Here is a 19,612-nt window from a genome sequence, read left to right as displayed (position 1 = left end):
TAAAATATAAAGCAGCACGGTTTCACCAGACTAGCATTTATAAAATCTTTTATCCGCTATATCAGCGAATTTTAAGATAATATAAAGCATATCTTTCAGAAACCGTGCTGTATTTTTTGAGATTTCATTCTATTGAATGAGGTTTGCCAGGAAAGTTGCAGCCTGTGCTCGGCTTGCTGTTTCAGTCGGCGCAAGCATTCCATTCATTCCGTTCACTGCTTTTTTTGAAATAAAATAACTCATTGCTGAAGAAGCATAAGGCTGGACCTGACCATAATCCGAAAAAAAGGCTAGTACAGATGTATCCGCTTCTTCATTAATCTTGTTTTGATGAAGAAGGGCGCGATATGCCATCGTGAACATATCCTGTCTGCTAATTAAGTTTTCCGGCGCAAAACGCTCTTCGCCGATTCCATTTATCAAACCAATCTGTTTTGCCGTTGCCAGCTGTTTTGCATAATAGGCATCAGACGCCACATCAGAAAATCCTTGTGCATCTTCAATGGTTTCCACTTCCAGCATACGAAGTAACATCAATACAAAATCTGCACGCTTTATTTGAGAATCCGGCATCGCCCGATTATACAAATCTCCTTTGATAATACCTTTCTGTGCCATCAATTCCACATACGGCTTCGACCAGTGTCCCTCTAAATCAATGAATGCACATTTGCTGTCATTGGGAGTCATCGGTGGGACTTCATTGCCTGATGATGGCTCCTCTACAGTGCCACCGGAAAGCGGTACTTTATTCAATCGTTTTATCAATGCCGTCAGATCAGCATTTGCTTTAAAGCTAGAATATGCATACATGCAATATCCCTTTACTTGACTCTTTGTCCGATTCAAATTCACCTGACGCTCAATCTCACTTACGCCATACCACGGGCTGCTGCTGTCGCTGTTTCCGGTTCGATAAGCAGCTTGTCCAATGTAAAGGTCCACGTCGGTTCCGTCCACCACATCACACCACCAATTCAGAAGCTTTTCATAATCTGCGATTTCAAATCCAATATTCCAATAGATTTGCGGAATAATATAATCGACATATCCTTTTTTTACCCATCCTCTTGAATCGGCATAATTTTTATTGTACGATTCCGATCCCCTAGTGTCACTTCCGCTTGCAATTGTCCCTTTGTTCGCCCAAATTCCCATCGGGCTGACTCCAAATACTAAATCTGCACTCTTTGCGTGCACAGTATCATAAATCCCCTTGACCAGCTGATCTATATTATCTCTTCTCCAATCTTCGATGGAAGAAAATCCGCTTCCATATTTTTCAAATGTGCTTCTGTCAGCAAATGTACTGCCGGGATAAAAATAATCGTCGATCTGAATGCCGTCCACATCATAATTGTCTAAGATTTCATCGACACCTTTAAGTATGTAATCTCTAACGCGCGGTTCTCCCGGATTCCAATACATCTTTCCATCTGTATGCGTTACCGTCCATTCCGGATGTTGAACAGCCGGATTCTGCTCTGTTAAAGTTGCTTTATCCTCCGCCTTTGCTGTAATTCGGTACGGATTGATCCATGCGTGAAGTTCCAGGCCTCTCTTATGGGCTTCCTCTACAAAAAACTGAAGCGGATCAAATCTATTATCAGGAGCAAGTCCTTCTTTTCCAGTCAAATATTTTGACCAAGGATATAAATCCGACGAGTACAGAGCATCGCTGCAAGATCTCACCTGCAAAATAACGGCATTGAATCCCATCTCTTTTGCATTGTCTAAAATAGCAACAGCATCTGCTTTCAAAGAATTTTCATCTCTTGTCATTTTTGACGGGTAATGTAAACTGAAGACATTTGCGACCCATATCCCCCGAAAGTTTTCGGAATAAGTTTGTGCATTACTCCTTATTGCACGACTCGGTACGAAAAATAAACCAAGCATGAAAGAAAGCACTAATAGACTTGCAAGAATTTTTTTACCTTTTTTCATCTTTTTCTCCCTTATTTACTTGTCTCTTAAAATAATTTAATGTTCCCCCTCCTATGGCAACGCAAAACACAGTTTGCAAAAGAGAGTCATGTACTTTTTAATAAAATTTTCCCTATGCTGTTTCATCCCATACGACATTAACCAATATGCCAAGGACTAAAACACTACCCAAAATATAGAACCAAAATAGTAAAGCCACAATGGATGCTAAACTTCCATAAAGCAAATCAAAATTCGCAAAGACTGTCGTGTAATAGGAATATATATAAGTGGCAATTAACATTCCTAAAGAGGCAACAAAGCTTCCTGGTAAAAAGCGCTTATATGGCATCCTCACTGCAGGTAATGAATAGTAATTATAGCTGACTGTTAAAAAGTAAACAGCAACTGCAAGAATCCATCTTAAAATATACCAGACATTATTGACATTAAAAGGCAGATGCAAAAATTTTTCTACATAAAGGGCGGCAATTGTCAGTATGCCTTCTCCGTAAACCAAAATGACCAAACTGAATACCAGCATGAACATCGTTAGAATAATATTTTTTATTGCTCGCAAACGCTCTTTCACATATCCATACTTTAAGGTTTTTCCGGTATAAGCATAATTTGAAATTAATACCATGGAAAACTGTGCTTTTGATGCAGCCCAAAGAGCAAAGGCTACAAAGATGATACTAAAGCTACCCGGTGTAGTCTGATTGAGATATTTTAATACTTCCCCTGTCATCTCAACATTGACGTATTCCAAAACCAGTTCTCGAATTGCACTCAAAGATAAGGAAAATACATTTAAAAGTTCTCCCAGTAATATGACAATCGGCACGATTGACATAATAAAATAAAATGCAAGTTCTGCAGACAATCCCTGATAATATGGGTCACGCATCCTTCTTATAATACGTAAAGTCATATCCAGCAATCTTCTTTTCGTCATAGCATCCCCTTTTTATACTATTTTTTTATTCAGCTGCTCCCTCAGGGTTTGAAGTGCAATGGAGCGATGGCTGATTTTATTTTTTTCTTCTGCGGAAAGCTCTCCAAATGTCTTATCATATCCATCCGGCATAAAAAGCGGATCATATCCAAAGCCATTGCTTCCTGCTGCTTCATATAGAATATGCCCCTTACATTCTCCTCTGGCAACAATTTTTTCTCCGTTTGGATATACCATTGTAATCACTGAAACAAATTTTGCACTTCGTTTCTCTATAGGTACATCCTTTAACAGTTCCAGAAGCTTTTCATTGTTTTTCTCATCATTGCTGTCTTTTCCTGCAAAACGAGCAGAATACACCCCCGGAGCACCGTCTAAAGCATCTACCATTAAACCGGAATCATCTGCAATGGTAATCTCATTGCAGGCCTTCATAATCTCACGTGCTTTTTTTTCTGAATTTTCTTCGAAGGTCTGCCCATCTTCTTCAATTTCAAAATCAGGTACACCCGCTTCTGAACGGGATACCATATGCATTCCAAACTTTTTCGTAATAGCACTCATTTCTTCAATTTTATGCTTATTTTGTGTCGCAGCTACTATCCTCATTCGTATTTTCTCCTTTGGTTTCTTAAAATTTTACCTCTCCTAAAATTTGACTCTGAAGCTGATGAAGGTCGCCGCATCCTTTTGCAGCATACGCAATCAACTCCTGCAATTGCAATGCTGTAAACGGAGCTTCTTCTCCCGTACCCTGAATTTCAATAAATTCTCCCCGGTCAGTCATAACCACATTCATATCCACCTGGGCTTTGGAATCTTCCTTATAGCATAGATCCAGCATAATTTCACCATCAATAATACCGACACTCACAGCAGAAACGAGTGCTTTAACCGGAATTTCCTGTATCGCACCTGCTTCTTTTAAACGCTTCATTGCTTCTATCATCGCAACAAATGCACCGGTAATAGATGCAGTCCTCGTTCCTCCATCCGCCTGTATAACATCACAATCCAGCCAAATCGTTCTTTCGCCCAGTTTAGTCATATCGACTACTGAACGAAGAGAACGCCCGATTAGACGTTGAATTTCCTGACTTCTCCCATCAATTTTTCCTCTTGAAGAATCCCTTTGTTTACGGGTCTGCGTCGCTCCCGGAAGCATGCTGTATTCTGCACTGATCCATCCTTGTCCGGTCCCTTTTAAATGCTTTGCCGTTTTTTCTTCCACAGATGCTGTACAGATGACCTTAGTCTTTCCCATCTCAATCAGTACCGATCCCGCAGGGTGCAGCAGATAATGATTATGTATCTTTACAACTCGCAATTCATTTACAGCACGCCCATTCTCTCTTAATTCTTCCATGTATCCTTTCCTTTCTATGATTAGGAATTTTTCATAATAACACTTTCAATTACATCTGCAACATTTTCACACACATCGCAGCATTTTTCTAAACAGTCAAACGTTTTGGTCCAGCGAATCATTTCTATAGGATCCTTTGAAGAAACATAAAGGTTACGCATGGCTTCCATGTAAATGCGGTCTCCATCCTCCTCCAAACGATTGATTTCAATAATCAAAGAGTGAAGTGTCTTTGACTTACGAAAATTGGAAAACTCAGCCAAAGCAGTTTTTAGGACCTCACAAAGTTTGCAAATAACCTTACATAGCTCCAGTGTTTCCGGTCTAACTTCTTGAATATCAAACATATAGATTCGCATGACAACATCTTCAATCGCATCTGTTACGTTGTCGATTTGATGAGCCATTTCCATGATGTCTTCTCTCTCGATCGGCGTAATAAATTCCTTTGCAAGTTTTTGCATCATTAGATGTTTTTCTATATCGGCCTGATGCTCAATCACATGCATATCTTTCATTTTAATCTTCAAATCCGCCGATTGGTAGTTATCAACAATTTCTTTCAGTAGGTCCGCCGCTTCACATGAATATTTTACTAATGTAACAAAGCGTTCAAAATAATCTTCATCTCGTTTTCGTGCCATAACGATCTCCCTCCTCATGTATTATAACAGGTGCATGAATAAATATGCCATCAAATACCCAATCAGTCCACAGCATGGAAATGTCAATACCCAAGTCAGTACCATTTCCTGAACCAGTCTCCAATTAACGCTGGTCAATCGTTTCGCTGCACCAACTCCCATGATTGCCGTTGTTTTCGTGTGTGTTGTGCTAACCGGAAGTCCTGCTAAAGAAGAAAGGAACAGACAGCTTACCGCAGCTAAATCAGCAGAAAAACCTTGGTGTTTATCTAATCGAACCATGTCCATACCAACAGACTTAATAATCCGATATCCGCCAATAGAAGTTCCAAATGCCATGGTGAGTGAACATAAAATCATCATCCAGATTGGAATTACAAAATATTCTGCTGTTCCGACTCCCTTAGATAAAAAAATGCCCAGCATAAAAACGCCCATGAATTTCTGCCCGTCCTGTGCGCCGTGCATAAACGCCATACCGGCTCCGCCTGCCACCTGTGCTTTCTGAAAAAATGAAAATGCCTTCCTTCGATCCATACTTCGGAATAAAAATTCCACTAGTTTTACTACAACCCATCCTAAAACAAACCCCAGTATCGTAGATAAAAGCAATCCATAAATAACCTTCATCCATTCTGAAATATGAATGCCGCCCATACCTTTCTGCAAAGCGATCGCAGCACCGGAAATTCCTGCAATCAATGCATGACTTTCACTGGTGGGAATACCAAAAAACCAAGCAGCTACCGCCCAAACAATAATGGCAAACAATGCCGCGCATAAAGCAACAGTCGCATCTCCGGCATTGCCGCCAAACTCGACCATATTATAGATGGTTTCTGCTACAGTCGCATTCACCATCGTCATGAATAAAACACCGAGAAAATTAAAGACAGCGGCCATAGCAATGGCTGCACGTGGTTTGATAGAGTGGGTAGAAACACAGGTTGCAATTGCATTTGGGGCATCCGTCCATCCATTTAGCATAATTGCGCCCAAGTTCAAGAGAACTGTAACAAAAAGCAGTGGCTGATTCATTAATTGGTGCAAAAATTCATTTAAGGTTATCGTCATGTTCCTTCTCCTATCAATGGTTAAACCCACGAGGCAAAACAAGCCTTCTTGAAGAATTCACGACTTTATCGCAAATCCATAAAATCTCATTATACAATAAACACAAGCTTCGTTGATAGAGCTGTACAATCAACGGTCTGGAAAAGATCCAAGTGACAAAAACTGCACATAAAAACAAGCAAAAGTATGAATAAACATTCTGTTGACCGAAAACTTGTGTTGCTTTTATTCCATAACGAACAATAACATGCAGAACAAAAACCGTTATCGTTCCTCGCCCTGCTACACTTAAGATCGTCTTTGCACGAGGCAACATTGCAATAAAAACAACAATCCATGCAAATGCAATCAACATCAATCCACTTCGCTCCAATATACCCTGCATCGCAGTGAGCCCTTCGTCTATGTAAGGCCTTTTAAACAAGATAGAGTTCCATCCGATCCCGGTGTAAGCAATTATGCCTCCGAGTACAGGAAGAATCAAGAGCAGAGGCGCAATCGCCACTTTTGGAATCTGACGTATTCTTTTTATATGTTCTGGTGTACAAAGGTAACCGCTGATAAAAAAAGGTAAAAATCCAAATACCCGCCCTAAACTCAAATTTTCATTCAAAAACGGTACAAAACCGGAAAGTAAAGATAACAGTATGCTCAATGGCAGTAAATGCGTAAGTTTTTTGACATCCTTTATAAAATAACGGTAAAAAAATAATACTAACAGGTACCACAAAGCCATAGAAGGTTCTATGAAGTGGAGCTTAGAGTTCTCCCATCCAAAAAACAATACTCTCACAATATACATAATGACAGTCAAAATTAAATAGGGAAATAAAAAGTTTTCAATTGCAGTTTCTTTACATTTTTCTGTCTTTTTCGAAAAGTATCCGGATATAAACAAAAACGTTTGCATAATAAAACAGAAAAAAGTGGAATAAATAGCACTTCCCCATGTTCCAAGGTCAAAAGTTGTTGCTCGTAAAAAATGTGCATAAACCACACAAAGGATTAACAAACCCTTTATATTATCAAAAAGAAAATCACGTTCTTTTTCATTTCTCATGAAAAATAACCTCCCATCACTCTTTTTAGCAGGTATTCATTATACCTCCTTTATATGAAAAAGTAACGAGCATTTTGTCAAATAAACTTCATATTTTTAATTTTCTATCTAATTTATTCCAATTTATGTTTTCCTCTATATCATTCCTTTACAATACTTTTATTCTTCCGATTGTTCCGCCAAAATTTGATATAAAGCAGTTGCAAGCTGATCGCTGCACGAAGTAGGGCGGCCGCCGCACGAGATTCCCTTGCAGGACTTGATAACTTCCTCTGCCTTCATTCCTTCTACCAATTTTCCGATTGCTTTTAAATTCCCGTCACACCCTCCTGTAAACCTTACATTTTTAACAAGGCCATCTTCCAACGAAAATTCAATGAGCTTGGAACACGTTCCACAAGTTTTATAAGAATATTCCATTTTTCTACTCCTGTTCAAATAATTTTTTTGCTGCATTCAGCAGCTTCTGCTGTTCTTCTTTTTTCAAAGTCTTATCTTCTGGCAGTAAGATCAAAATACCATTTTCATCCAAAAAATTCCGATGAAAAATTTCTTGGTATAATTCCCCAGCCGCATAAACCCGGCCTTGAATCAAAACAGTTTTCTGATTCAAAATTCTCTGAGAGCTTCCTACATCCAATGCATTGCTTCCCACTTTACTCGTATACAGTTTACCTTTATCTGTAATCCGCATCATTTTTGTATTATCCATGTAGACCGAAGCAGCTCCTAGCTTTATGCCAATAGTCCCCAAATGCACCATCGTATTTCCATAAGCATCTGTATAAGCCTTTTCCAACCGTTTTCCATTGCTGTAAAAGTTCGGTTTACCATTTATGTAGTACAAGCTTTGTCCACTCCTCGATAAAATGGATCCTTTCAGAATCTCTTGAATTTCAGAGTCTTCTTCTTCAAGAATTGCTTCAAAGTCCGGAACTAGCCCCCAATTATCTAGTAGATATTCATTTACTTCATTTGTGATCTGGCAAGGACCTTTATCGATCCATATGTAATAAGTCAGCTTTGCAATCTTTCTTGACATAGAGTCAACTACCGTTGCAGTTAATTGGTGTTTCCCTGAAGACAACAAATCTTTATCAAGGTGAAACTCTGTGCCTACCGCCGCTTCACCTAAGCTTTGATCTCCACTGCTAAACTGAACCTTATCTCCATGACGTGAATTGTTACCTTTTACTTTTAGGAAAATTTCATTTTCAAAAAATTCATAATCAAGACGCTTACCGGTATTTCCGGAACCCGTTTTTACAAAGTAATAGCCACCGGACTGCATACTGTTCCAATCAGATGGAATGAGATCGTCTGTATAAATACCATACGCACCTTTCGATTTGGCATCCTGCATTTCTTCCACATCATTGATTGTATGCATATATACTACGATTCCATAACTCTGTAATTTTTTTGCAATTCCTTTGTTACGGAGTTCTTCGCTCATCGTCACCGCATAGATTCTATTACTTTTTACAAAACGAATAATTTTATCGGCACTTAAGCTTTGCATTTTGTAAAGTGTAAGAATAATCTGCTTATAACCCAATCCTTTTACTGCATTCCATTCATCAAAGCTGTAAATTTGCGGTATGATTTGTTCCTTGCATTTCGGATATTTCTTCGCGATTAGCGTGAGAAGTTTAATATTATCTTCCTTCGTATCGGTAATGATACGCACTTCCGGATAATCTTGCAATAAAGCTGCAAGCTTTTCAAATGTCATCGGCTCAAATTTTTCAAAAATTTTCGTCTGCTCAAATTGATCTAAAGTCAGTTTGCTATTCGATGCAAGACCTAACATATCCTTACTCGTATAATCCCAATCATGAAGCATAACTATTTCTTGATCCTTCGTGATGCCTAAATCCAGCTCAATCAAGCGAAATCCATATTCAATGGCCTTCTCAACGGCCTCCATAGAATTCGTTGTATAATAGCCTTGTATAGATCCGCCGCCATGTGCAATCAATCTTTCATATTTTGTGTTTCCTCTTGATGAGTTTGCTTCTGCAGCATAGCTTACCGACATTGCTGCACTACTCACTATAAAAACAAATGAAAAAAGGCATAGAAGCGTTCGATAAAAATACTGCCTGCATTTCATTGTAATTTCATTCTCCTTTGTATTTCACTCAACACTTTCGGTGCAGCCAATAAAAACCAAGGTGCAAATTTGCCGGGTTCTTTTGACAATTCTTCTTGTAATGTTTGGAAAGTAACCCATTTCATTTCTGAAATTTCCTCTGGATTCGGATGATATTCTCCATTGTAGTCACCAATAAAGACATGATCATATTCATGTTCGTATAAGTTTTCCTCAAATTGATGACAATACACAAATTCAAAAAGAGGAAACAGCTCACAGGAAATGCCTGCTTCTTCTTTCAGGCGGCTCTTAGCAGCTTCCAAGACCGTCTCATCCTCTCTCGGATGGGAACAGCAGGTATTCGCCCAAAGTCCTCCTGAATGATACTTATCAAACGCTCTGCGCTGAATCAGCATTCTATCACCATGGTATAAAAACACAGAAAAGGCCCGGTGCAGAAGTGGTTTACTATGTGCATCCTCCTTTGAAGCCATACCGATTGGATCATTGTTTTGATTGACTAAAATTACTTGATTTCTCATATATTTTGTTTTCCCTTATTTATCCTCTGTTCCCAAAGACAAGCTATGATTGTCTTATCCCGTATCTTATAAGTACTGCTTAATACACTCCCATTTCTCCAAAAACTCCGGTTTGGCTTGCAGTGCACGATTTGCAGGGCTTGTTGAAGGCAGATATTCTGCCTTGATGCCATTCACCGGATAGCATAGTCTCTCATAAAGCTGACTTCCCTTTTTCCCTGTTGTAAATACTTTTTGTATCGATGCATGATGAAATATTTCACTGAAATCATTTGCTGTCGGATTTTGAATGCTATCATCCCTTGCCCCTATTATTTCACAACTTTCCAATACATCCCATACTGCAATGCGACTGTTCAACAGAAATTTCCTGCGTTCTTCCGGTGTCGGTAATGGTTCTTCCTCATTTAATACTTTTGCCACTGTCTTCCAAAAAATATTTTGTGGATGTCCGTAATAAAAATTATTTTCTCTGGATTTTGGAGAAGGGAAGCTTCCTAATATCAATATTCTTGAATTTTCATCATAAACCGGCTTCCACGGATGAAATAGCCGCTCCATTATACTCACATTCCTTTCTATCTAGCTTCTTCCTTCTATCTTCAATAAAAGAAACGGCGAAAAACAAACGAAAGTTATGACCTACTTTTCGTAACTCTTGATACAATCCATAATATCGTGAACAAATTTGCCTTCAAGTTGACGTACATTGGAACGAGTCACCATAAGCAATGCGCCTGATTCGGTCTGCCCAACTCCTTCCAGTGTCTCCCCTTTAAGAAGAGATGCAATTGGAAGATCAAAATCCCATATCCCTGTCCAGCCAGTTAAGAACAGAACATGTGTCGGATCAAGCAGCTCCAACTCCGCACAGATAATTTCTTTACATAATTCTTTTTGCTGTTCCATCAGCTCTTGAGACAGCTTCGATCCATCCCTCGGAATTAATTTATATAAGCTGCTCCAAGCTACATGCTCCATCCACTCCGGACTATGTTGTCCTAAAAAGTGTTCTGTAATATGCTGAAGCGGTCCCCAAAATTCGGTATCCTCAAATGAAAAAGTCTTTCCTACGACCATAAGTTTTTTCTCACAATTTGCATAGTGCTTTCCTACTGCATATCCTTTCCCTTCCAAGCGATCAATTTGTTCTTCTGCAATGGTATCGGCCAGCTTCTCATACAGTGTATTCAGTTTTTCTAACTTTGACTGTTCCATGTTTTTTCTTTTTTCCTCTTTCTTTTTCCTAATCTGACGTCTATTCTTTTTTATTTCTAATACTTTATTATAAATCAAATAGTCATGCATTATTATCATAGCATGAATCGCAAAAAAGAAAAAGAGTAAGACGACAGTATAAAGTAGAATGCTGTAATATTTTATCATACTTACTTATTCTCTATTTTATGTTGATTTTTCAGAATAATATATCTTTTTTATAGATTTAAATTTAGCATACCTAGGAAAACTTACCTTAAATTTTCAACATACTATTTATTGATATACCTTTTTGTAAAAATGAAATTTGACTCATTAAAAGGATTCTGTTATTATATTAATGCAATATGCGCCCGTAGCTCAGCTGGATAGAGCGTCAGACTCCGACTCTGAAGGCCACAGGTTCGACCCCTGCCGGGCGTACCAAATTATCAGGCTAAAATAGATACATGATTGCATCTATTGTGACCTGATTTTTTTAATTTTAAATGGAAATATAATTCTATAATCGGTTAGATATTTTCTATTCGAAAAAAGGAGAAGCGTATTGAAAAAATTATTTATCGCCATTCGTAAAAATGATTTTGAAACGGTAAAGCAGCTTCTTGAACGCAAGTCAGAATTAATTGCTTGTACTGCGAAACAACCTCCTAAAAAAGATGATGGTCAATCTCCTTTGCAGGTCTCTTTAAAAACCGGAAACTTTACTGTTGCAGAATTACTTTTAGACTTAGGTGCAGATGTGAACTTCATAGAAGCTGATTCTTGCTGCAACGAGTGGAGAACACCTGTCATTCACGATGCGATTAATGCAGCAATTATGTGCAGCAGATGGAATGTAAATTCTGAATTACATGGTGGTTTAAAAGTGATGCATACAAAGGAAGAAGCGGATCTTTCATTCAAAATTTTAAAAAGAATTGCGGAGCTGGGTGCAGATGTAAATGCTTTAGATTCCTTTGGCAATTCCAGTCTATGGCGTGCCTGCCTCCAAGCAAGGCAAATTCTACCTATTTACAACCATGCGACACAGACATTAAGCAGCAGTCGACTGATGACAGAAGAATTAAGATATGATTTGTCAAGAATATTTATTTTGCTATTTGAACATGGGGCAGATAAAAACTATATCGCTGCAAACTTCGACAGAGCAGTAAAAGAATATTATAAAAATGAACCACTGGAACAATTTTTGATATAGGACAATTTCTTCCACTACTTTGAATGATTTTTATTTTAAACATAAGTAGCCGGAACAAAAAGCACATAAAAAACCGATAAGTCTATTGATCTTTCAATAGACTTATCGGTTTTATTTTTATAGTATAAGAAATATCACTGCTGAATGACTCATTACACTTTTATATTTCTTTTGAGATTGCTTTCAATTCTTCTGAAATGTTTTTCAGGTCCTTAATCTCCGCTTTTGCTTTCTCTGTTTCGTTAACTTGTCCTTCCGTTGCTGCATAAGCAGCCTGCGAATTTTCCAACGTAATTCGATTTGCATCATTGATTTGCTTAATTAACGCTTCAATATTCTTTGCCGTTTCTAAGGAATCTGCGGACATCTTGCGAATTTCATTCGCAACGACACTAAAGCCTACACCATGTTCGCCGGCTCTGGCAGCTTCAATGGCTGCATTCAGCCCTAATAAATTTGTTTGATCTGCAATTTTCTTTGTAAAAGTCAACACCTTACTGATTTCTTTCGCCAGCTCATTTACTGTATTAATATTATCTCTCAATTCTTTTTCTTTATTTCGAATGTTATCAGAAGAGGATGCAACATCATTTACTGACACTCCTATATTGCTCACGGCTTCATCAATGCGCTCTGCTACTTCAACAACTTTTAGCTCCTGATCCAATCCAATTCCAACCGTTATGCATCCAATCACGTTATTTTTATCGTCAAATACCGGATTGTCAATTTCCTTAAACGGAATCCCTGCTATCCCCGCAGGCATATAAGTTTGTGCTGCTTTTCTGTTTTTCATTGCAAGGTACATTGGATCATCCTTTGTCAAAACACCATCAGATCCAACATCAAATCGGTCTCCCGGAAAATAACCCAGTATATTCTTTGTATCCGAAATCCAAACAACCAAGTCTTTTCCAAAGATATTTTTAAAATACGGCCCCACAGCTAATAGCTGATTTAGTAAATCATTACCTTTTAACATCTTCCCTGTTCCTTCCTCTGTGATTGTTTTAAAAGAATATTTCTCTTTTTAAGCTTAAAGGTATTGGGAAACAATGTCAATAGAAGGTAAACGCCCTTTATTCGACCGCTATATAGATATTTACTTCACATTCTCCATTTTCCGACATGCTGACATATTCTTCAAAGTCTCCACTGAAGGTTCGTTTCAATGGCAGCTCCCAAATGGTTTTCCACGCTTCTCTTACAGCTTCTACCTTGTCACCAAAGGCAACAAATTTTGCATAATGTCCTGCTGGGATATGTTTTTCAACCAATCCTTCTATTTTTTCGTCCACACGACTTACTTCACACCCAACCGTAACCTCATACGTCCCGTTTTCGTCCGCTTCATAGTCAGAATACAGACCAATTGAATGTTCATTTACCCTATTTTTAATGGTAAGAAAAACACCACTTTCAAATAACTTTTTCCATAACTCCCCAATGATTTCTTCCATCTTCGGATCAAGATTTCTTGTACAGGTATTTAGCCCCAAAATTGTTTTTTCTTCCAATGTAATTAGCTCATATTTCATATGACATTCCCCTTTTCTATTTATGTGTTACATCCAGCATAACAGAACAAATAGGACATCAGTACGTCATATTTCATATTGATTTAATGCTGTTTTAAATCGGTAAATGAGTTCCTTCTTAACATGCTCAGGTTCAAGCACTTTTATCTCTGCTCCATATGCTAAAAGGTATTCATACAGCCATTCATGCTCTGGCATCTCAAAAGTAACTAGAAAACTTCCATCTTTTTGCCGCTTAAATTGCTTCTTAGAAAAATCATCCCGCACACGATATTCCATCTTAGATGAAATCATGGCCTTTACTTGCACCATTTTAAAATCTTCCTCTTTTTGAAAAGTATCAGTTTTTGGTAGTGTACGACGAATAAAGTGGTCTTCAAGCATTGTAAGATTGTCCATGCGAGATAGTTTAAAGAAGCGAAAATCCTGCCGAAACCTGCACCATGCCTGTAAATACCAAGCAGCTCCTTTAAAAATCAATTTCGTTGGTTCAACAATGCGCACTTCTGCACTTCCATTGGCTCCACTATAATTGAACTGTAGAACATTTGAAGTAAAGATCGCTTCTTTGAGAAGTGAAAAATGTTTACCAATCGGATTTTCCGGATTCCAGTAAGAAAAATCCACCTCGATCCATTCATTTTGTTCTTCACCAAAGAGTGCAGAAAGTTTATTTAATATAGGCTGCATCTCATTTACTTTTAAAGCATTCATCCCTTGCAAAGATGATAAAATATTCTTTTGCTCCATTTCGGTCAAAACGGATTTATTTAAAACAAAATTATCCGTTAAATGAATTCCGCCCCCAACGCCTTTTGTCGTATAAATAGGAATACCTGCTTGTGACAGTGTATCAATGTCCCTATAGATGGTGCGAGACGACACTTCAAACCGTTTTGCTAATTCACCTGCCGTGATTGTTTTTTTATCCAGCAGTAAGTATATAATTTCAAATAATCGATTGATTTGCATTTTATCCTCTGCTTTTTTACTCGATCTCCTTCTGAACTAAATTCCCTTTTTATATAAAAAATAGGAGTACAAGAATGGGATCACTGCCAAAAGAAGAATCACCCCTATCGTAATTGGAAATGCGTAGACTTCAAAAAAGCTGCTTAGAACTAAAAGTATTCCGCCTGCAATCCAAACATATCCAGCCATGCGGTGTGTCTTATTCCAATTTGTTTCACTGTTCAAAGTCCATGGGAGCTTAATTCCAACTGTATAATTTTGCTTGCTCTTCGGCATATAATTTCCACAGGCAATGATTAGAACTCCTACAAAGCAAGGTACCATCATCTGAAGTGGAATATCCATCCCCATCGCCATAAATAAAGTCGCAGGAACTAATAAAACCGTTAGAATCGGAATAATCCATTTTGCGATTCTCCGCATTACGATAGAAGCATTCCCTTTTTTGGGATCTGAATTTAAAACAACATGTGTAAACAAATTAATTGCGGCCATAAGCAATGGGATGCCAAATGCCGCCACAAAACGAGGCGCATAACCATTGGGTTTCCCCATACTATCAAAATGAACTGCTACCTGCTCCGGTAATTTATCATACAGTACGATTGATAATATCATCGGCAAAAGACAAACTAACGTTGTAATCCAAATTGAAAAATCATTCTTCTTTCTCATTTTTTTTCCCTCCAAACTGTGAAATCCAGAGCATTACTTCTTCAAATACAGATACCTGTATTTCATAATAAATATAATTTTTATATTTTGTCTCAAAAATAAGTCCTGCTTTTTTAAGCTGTGATAAATGATAGGAAATCGTCGCAGGTGTCATATCAAATCGTTCTGAAATCTCCCCTGCTGACAATTTTGTATCTTTTAGCATTTCTAAAATCTCACGGCGAATCGGATCAGACAGTGCTTTAAATGTTTCCGGAAATCCCATTTTTTCCTCCATGTCTATTTTGAATATTTTCTAAATAGATACTATCACAAACAAACAAAACGGTCAATATCTATTTAGAAAATATTCTAAGTAGAATTGACCGCACATTTTCTCTTACATTGCTGTTCAATCTATCTCTTTTCTTTAACGTACAAAATTTGTAAAGACTTTTCTTGCTTTTTCCGGTTCTTTTACTGTACCTTTTCCATTTTCAACTAGATTCATCAGCCATGCCATGTTCTCTCCCAGCACACTCATAATTTGTTTTCCTTCCTCATCGCTGAGCACTTCCCCCGGAGCTCTTCCGTAAATAACATTCCAATAATTTGAGCTCGGCATAAGCATCTCTGCATAGTTTATATAATTGTTCAGCTGATTAAATACAGGAACTCCGCCCGAACGGCGTACTGCCGCAACCGAAGCACCTACCTTATGCCGCAATGCACCGCTCATGCTTGTAACATAAAATGCCCTGTCCAAAAATGACTTCATCGTTCCACCAATAGCTGAAAAATAGACCGGTGAGCCTAAAATAATTCCATCCGCTTCTATCATTTTCTGTATCCACTCATTGACTTCGTCCTCTTCTATGATACATCGGTCGTTTCTATTCTTTGCACAGGCGTTACACCCCATACATCCCTTTAACGTCTGATTGCCCACATGGATGATTTCAACCTCAATACCTGCCTTTTCCAGCTGCTCTGCAACTAATTTCAATGCATGGTACGTATTCCCTTCTTTTTTAGGGCTTCCATTAAATGCAACAACTTTCATACTCTCTACCTCCATCAAGTAAAATCTGCGTACTATCGTAAACGATATTTCTTCCATGATAAAGGATAGATACAAGAATGACAAGAACTGAATATTGTTATAATCTGCACATTGGTAAAAAAATGGAATGGAATCAGGTAGGTTTTACTGTAAACAGAATGGGGTAGTAATTATTAATATACCATTAGACTTTACTGTTTACTTTATTGTATGATAGAAACAAATCTTTAAAAGGAGGGCTATTATGAAAAAAAGTCTAAACGATCCGTTAGCACAACTTGCTAAAGATTATTCCAATAACGCAATTAAAATTAGCGGCATTGCAAAATTTATCAGAAAGCCTGATGATAAATCAGATTGCTATCTTTCATCAAAAAATGCTTTTTCTAATAATATCTGATATGAGTTCACAGGACTTATCTTCACCGCACCAAAACACATGGTGAGAACAAAGGACACCAAGACACCACAGATTAAAACAAAAAGAATCCATCTAAATTTCAACTTGTACTTATCTAATTGTTTTTGCTTGTTCATATTTCCTCCCAAGGAATCCTATATTTTTATCAAGCTTCCTCTTTTTTAGTTAGTTTACGCTAACCAAATATCATAATACACTAGGGAATCCTTATCATAAAATGGACTATTATTAAAAGTATGGACATTTATTAAATCATCATTGGGAGATAACGCAAAAAACAACAAAAGGTTAAACTAAAATAAAGTAGAAAAGTTATTGATTTTTGAATAAAGATATGTGTATACTGTAAAAGATACTAAATAATAAATAAAAAAAGATAGGAGATGTGAAGATGCGTAATTTTTCTTGCTAAATTTTTTCAGCATAATAGGAAGAACCTGCGGTTTACCGCCTTTTTGTTATGCGATGCAAGAAAGTTACATCATTTTCTCTCTTTAAATGGACAATAGCTACCTATTCGGTTGTGCTGTTCTTTGTTTTCGAGCTGCAAGAATTGACTTTCTTGCAGCTTTTTGTTTACAAAGGAGGTAGATACCATGTCATTAATCAATATTTCAAATTTAACTTTTGCCTATGACGGCAGCTACGATACGATTTTTAATCAAGTTTCCTTTCAAATTGACACGGATTGGAAACTTGGCTTTATCGGAAGAAACGGAAGAGGCAAAACAACATTTTTAAATCTTCTCTTAAGAAACTATGAATACAGCGGAAATATTTCTGCAAATGTGAGCTTTGAATATTTCCCTTATCACATACCGGATGAGACCTTACTGACCATTGATGTAATCGAGCAAATTCATTTTGGGTTTGAGCATTGGCACCTCTCCCGTGAGCTTAACTTGCTGCAAGTCGATGAAGAGGTGCTGTATCGGCCTTTTTATACGCTTAGCAATGGTGAACGCACAAAAGTCCTGCTTGCAGCTCTTTTCTTAAAAGAAAATTGTTTTTTACTCATTGACGAACCAACAAATCATCTTGACCGATCAGGCAGAAAGCTTATCGCTCACTATTTAAAAAGAAAAAATGGCTTTATTTTGGTGTCACATGACCGAACCTTTCTTGATGCATGCATCGATCATGTCCTTTCGATTAATAAAGCAGATATTGAGGTTCAGAAAGGAAATTTTTCATCTTGGTATGAAAATAAGCAGGCACAGGACCAGTTGGAGCTGTCACAAAATAAAAAATTAAAAAATGAAATCAAGCGGCTTTCCAAAGCTGCAAAACGCACCTCTGAATGGTCACATAAGATAGAGAAAACAAAGAATGGAACCAAAGTTTCAGGGCTCAAACCAGATAAAGGCTATATTGGTCACCAGGCCGCTAAAATGATGAAGCGTTCTATCGCAATTGAGGATCGGCAGCAGTCTGCTATTTTAGAAAAATCGAAGCTTCTCAAAAATATAGAAGCAGCTGACTCTCTTAAATTGTCTCTCCTTGCTCACCATTCAAACAGGCTGCTTGCTCTGGAAAATATCGAAATTTTCTATGGAGAAAAGTCAATCTTCAAAGACTTGAATTTCCAGATTTGTCAAGGAGACCGCATTTGCCTAAACGGCAAAAACGGTTCAGGAAAATCCAGTATTGTAAAGCTGATTCTGGGTGATGAGATGAGCTATAAAGGAAACCTTATGAAAGCCTCCAATCTTAAAATATCCTATATCTCACAGGATACCTCACATTTACACGGTAATTTATCAGGTTTTGCGAAGCTTCATCAGATTGATGAAAGCCTGTTTAAAACACTTCTCCACAAACTGGGCCTTGAACGCATTCAGTATGAGAAGGATATTTCTGACTTCAGTGCCGGACAAAAGAAAAAGGTTTTGATTGCAAAGAGCTTAAGCGAACAGGCTCACTTATATGTATGGGATGAGCCGCTGAATTATATTGATGTCCTATCACGGATACAAATTGAAGAATTGCTTTTACAATATCAGCCAACTCTGCTTTTCGTCGAACATGACGCAGCATTTTGCAAAAAAATAGCCACCGAAACAGTTCCGCTTGATTCGCATCTATGAACTGCGAGAAAACATCCTCGATGATACTATAATAAAACATAGCCTCTAAACTAACTTCAGGGGCTATGTTTCTTTCTCTGGTATTTACCAGCACTCTTTCAATAAGCAAATTCATATACTCTCTTTGCGTACAACCTCAGAGTCCTTCAAAAATAGAAGCATCCTCCATTAGTTTGGAAATGACCGGCAAATCTGCTTCAACCCAATCCAATTGACCCAATTCATGTCTATTTACCCATACTGCGCTCTCGTGCTCCATTAATTGTATATCTATGCATTTGACAGGACAGAGAAAACAATATATTGTCACTTCAAAATCAGGATATCTATGCTTTACCGTATCATAAAGTTTAAGTTTTTCTTCACGAACAGATACCGCTAACTCTTCCATGAGCTCTCTGCATAATGCTTCTTTCGCAGTTTCTCCCGCTTCTACCTTTCCACCTGGAAATTCAAATTTATATGAAATATAATCATATTTTCCTTTTGGCCTTTGTGCGCATAATATTTTATTGTCACACAGCAAAATTCCTGCAACTACTTCCAATTTTTTCTCTTTACTTGTATCTTTCACTTCTTGCTTCTCTGATCTATTCTTTCGTTCAGACATAGTTACCTCCATCAGTAGTTTCAGCATAATAAATTTTTATATACCTGTCAACGTTCCTACATAAAGATGAAATGAAACGAATAAAAAAATTAATTTAGGGTGGTATGATCGTTTAAAAATAAACTATGTTAGAAAAATATAGGAGGGAAAAAGTAAGCTTTATATTTCTAACTAATATAT

The 19,612-nt window shown here is 37.6% G+C and carries 22 protein-coding genes and 1 tRNA gene; 4 read left to right on the top strand and 19 right to left on the bottom strand.

The window, feature by feature from the left end:
* Positions 1-129: 129 nt before the first annotated feature.
* The 12 genes from U5921_RS09635 to U5921_RS09580 all read right to left on the bottom strand — a co-directional run bounded on the left by U5921_RS09635 (position 130) and on the right by U5921_RS09580 (position 10,886).
* Positions 130-1,947, bottom strand: a complete 1,818-nt coding sequence (locus tag U5921_RS09635; RefSeq protein ID WP_324822811.1) for a family 10 glycosylhydrolase — start codon at positions 1,945-1,947, stop codon at positions 130-132.
* 112 nt (positions 1,948-2,059) lie between these two features.
* Positions 2,060-2,884 (bottom strand): YihY/virulence factor BrkB family protein, encoded by an 825-nt coding sequence (locus tag U5921_RS09630; RefSeq protein WP_324822809.1) that lies wholly within the window; start codon positions 2,882-2,884, stop codon positions 2,060-2,062.
* Between the two features lie 12 nt (positions 2,885-2,896).
* Positions 2,897-3,493, bottom strand: a complete 597-nt coding sequence (locus U5921_RS09625; RefSeq protein ID WP_324822807.1) for an XTP/dITP diphosphatase — start codon at positions 3,491-3,493, stop codon at positions 2,897-2,899.
* Between the two features lie 22 nt (positions 3,494-3,515).
* Positions 3,516-4,250, bottom strand: a complete 735-nt coding sequence (gene rph / locus U5921_RS09620; protein WP_324822805.1) for a ribonuclease PH — start codon at positions 4,248-4,250, stop codon at positions 3,516-3,518.
* Positions 4,251-4,270: 20 nt separating this feature from the next.
* The gene (locus tag U5921_RS09615; RefSeq protein WP_324822803.1) at positions 4,271-4,894 is read right to left on the bottom strand and encodes a DUF47 domain-containing protein; all 624 of its coding nucleotides are present in this window, start codon (positions 4,892-4,894) and stop codon (positions 4,271-4,273) included.
* A gap of 21 nt (positions 4,895-4,915) precedes the next feature.
* The gene (locus U5921_RS09610) at positions 4,916-5,968 is read right to left on the bottom strand and encodes an inorganic phosphate transporter (RefSeq protein WP_324822801.1); all 1,053 of its coding nucleotides are present in this window, start codon (positions 5,966-5,968) and stop codon (positions 4,916-4,918) included.
* A gap of 13 nt (positions 5,969-5,981) precedes the next feature.
* Entirely contained in the window at positions 5,982-7,028 is a 1,047-nt protein-coding gene (locus U5921_RS09605; protein ID WP_324822799.1) for an acyltransferase family protein, read from the bottom strand.
* A 159-nt stretch (positions 7,029-7,187) separates the two neighbouring features.
* Positions 7,188-7,448 (bottom strand): TIGR03905 family TSCPD domain-containing protein, encoded by a 261-nt coding sequence (locus tag U5921_RS09600; RefSeq protein WP_324822797.1) that lies wholly within the window; start codon positions 7,446-7,448, stop codon positions 7,188-7,190.
* 4 nt (positions 7,449-7,452) lie between these two features.
* Positions 7,453-9,144 (bottom strand): glycerophosphodiester phosphodiesterase family protein, encoded by a 1,692-nt coding sequence (locus tag U5921_RS09595; protein ID WP_324822795.1) that lies wholly within the window; start codon positions 9,142-9,144, stop codon positions 7,453-7,455.
* Positions 9,141-9,668, bottom strand: a complete 528-nt coding sequence (idi, locus tag U5921_RS09590) for an isopentenyl-diphosphate Delta-isomerase (RefSeq protein ID WP_324822793.1) — start codon at positions 9,666-9,668, stop codon at positions 9,141-9,143. The genes U5921_RS09595 and idi overlap by 4 nt, the downstream gene beginning before the upstream one ends.
* Before the next feature lie 66 nt (positions 9,669-9,734).
* Entirely contained in the window at positions 9,735-10,229 is a 495-nt protein-coding gene (locus U5921_RS09585; protein ID WP_324822791.1) for a DNA-deoxyinosine glycosylase, read from the bottom strand.
* Positions 10,230-10,310: 81 nt separating this feature from the next.
* Complete coding sequence (locus U5921_RS09580) at positions 10,311-10,886, bottom strand: hypothetical protein (RefSeq protein ID WP_324822790.1); 576 nt, start codon at positions 10,884-10,886, stop codon at positions 10,311-10,313.
* Positions 10,887-11,235: 349 nt separating this feature from the next.
* Here U5921_RS09580 and U5921_RS09575 point away from each other — a divergent pair.
* Positions 11,236-11,312, top strand: a tRNA-Arg gene (locus U5921_RS09575).
* Between the two features lie 121 nt (positions 11,313-11,433).
* On the top strand, positions 11,434-12,087 hold the full coding sequence (locus U5921_RS09570) for an ankyrin repeat domain-containing protein (RefSeq protein WP_324822788.1): 654 nt from the start codon (positions 11,434-11,436) through the stop codon (positions 12,085-12,087).
* Between the two features lie 160 nt (positions 12,088-12,247).
* On the opposite strand, the gene U5921_RS09565 is transcribed toward U5921_RS09570, so the two are convergent.
* The 6 genes from U5921_RS09565 to U5921_RS09540 form a co-directional block, all read right to left on the bottom strand.
* Positions 12,248-13,069 (bottom strand): methyl-accepting chemotaxis protein, encoded by an 822-nt coding sequence (locus U5921_RS09565; RefSeq protein ID WP_324822786.1) that lies wholly within the window; start codon positions 13,067-13,069, stop codon positions 12,248-12,250.
* 97 nt (positions 13,070-13,166) lie between these two features.
* Positions 13,167-13,625, bottom strand: coding sequence for a GyrI-like domain-containing protein (locus U5921_RS09560; RefSeq protein WP_324822783.1), 459 nt, complete (start codon positions 13,623-13,625; stop codon positions 13,167-13,169).
* Between the two features lie 66 nt (positions 13,626-13,691).
* The gene (locus U5921_RS09555) at positions 13,692-14,597 is read right to left on the bottom strand and encodes a YafY family protein (RefSeq protein WP_324822782.1); all 906 of its coding nucleotides are present in this window, start codon (positions 14,595-14,597) and stop codon (positions 13,692-13,694) included.
* Positions 14,598-14,633: 36 nt separating this feature from the next.
* Positions 14,634-15,272, bottom strand: a complete 639-nt coding sequence (locus U5921_RS09550) for an SdpI family protein (RefSeq protein WP_324822780.1) — start codon at positions 15,270-15,272, stop codon at positions 14,634-14,636.
* Positions 15,256-15,537, bottom strand: coding sequence for an autorepressor SdpR family transcription factor (locus U5921_RS09545; protein ID WP_324822778.1), 282 nt, complete (start codon positions 15,535-15,537; stop codon positions 15,256-15,258). The genes U5921_RS09550 and U5921_RS09545 overlap by 17 nt, the downstream gene beginning before the upstream one ends.
* 144 nt (positions 15,538-15,681) lie before the next feature.
* Positions 15,682-16,314 carry a flavodoxin family protein gene (locus U5921_RS09540; RefSeq protein WP_324822775.1) on the bottom strand — a complete coding sequence of 211 codons (633 nt, stop codon included), beginning with the start codon at positions 16,312-16,314 and terminating at the stop codon, positions 15,682-15,684.
* A 244-nt stretch (positions 16,315-16,558) separates the two neighbouring features.
* On the opposite strand from U5921_RS09540, the gene U5921_RS09535 reads away from it, so the two are divergent.
* Both U5921_RS09535 and U5921_RS09530 read left to right on the top strand, forming a co-directional pair.
* Positions 16,559-16,714 (top strand): hypothetical protein, encoded by a 156-nt coding sequence (locus U5921_RS09535; protein ID WP_324822773.1) that lies wholly within the window; start codon positions 16,559-16,561, stop codon positions 16,712-16,714.
* Between the two features lie 617 nt (positions 16,715-17,331).
* Positions 17,332-18,822 carry an Lsa family ABC-F type ribosomal protection protein gene (locus U5921_RS09530; protein WP_324822771.1) on the top strand — a complete coding sequence of 497 codons (1,491 nt, stop codon included), beginning with the start codon at positions 17,332-17,334 and terminating at the stop codon, positions 18,820-18,822.
* A gap of 136 nt (positions 18,823-18,958) precedes the next feature.
* Here U5921_RS09530 and U5921_RS09525 read toward each other — a convergent pair whose 3' ends face one another.
* A complete protein-coding gene (locus U5921_RS09525) occupies positions 18,959-19,432 on the bottom strand; it encodes a (deoxy)nucleoside triphosphate pyrophosphohydrolase (RefSeq protein ID WP_324822769.1) in 474 nt (157 codons plus the stop codon).
* Positions 19,433-19,612 lie beyond the last annotated feature (180 nt).

This window comes from Sinanaerobacter sp. ZZT-01, from assembly GCF_035621135.1.
Classification (GTDB): domain Bacteria; phylum Bacillota; class Clostridia; order Peptostreptococcales; family Anaerovoracaceae; genus IOR16.
Note: the sequence above shows the minus strand (reverse complement) of the source record. Positions and strands in the feature narration are given on the sequence as shown.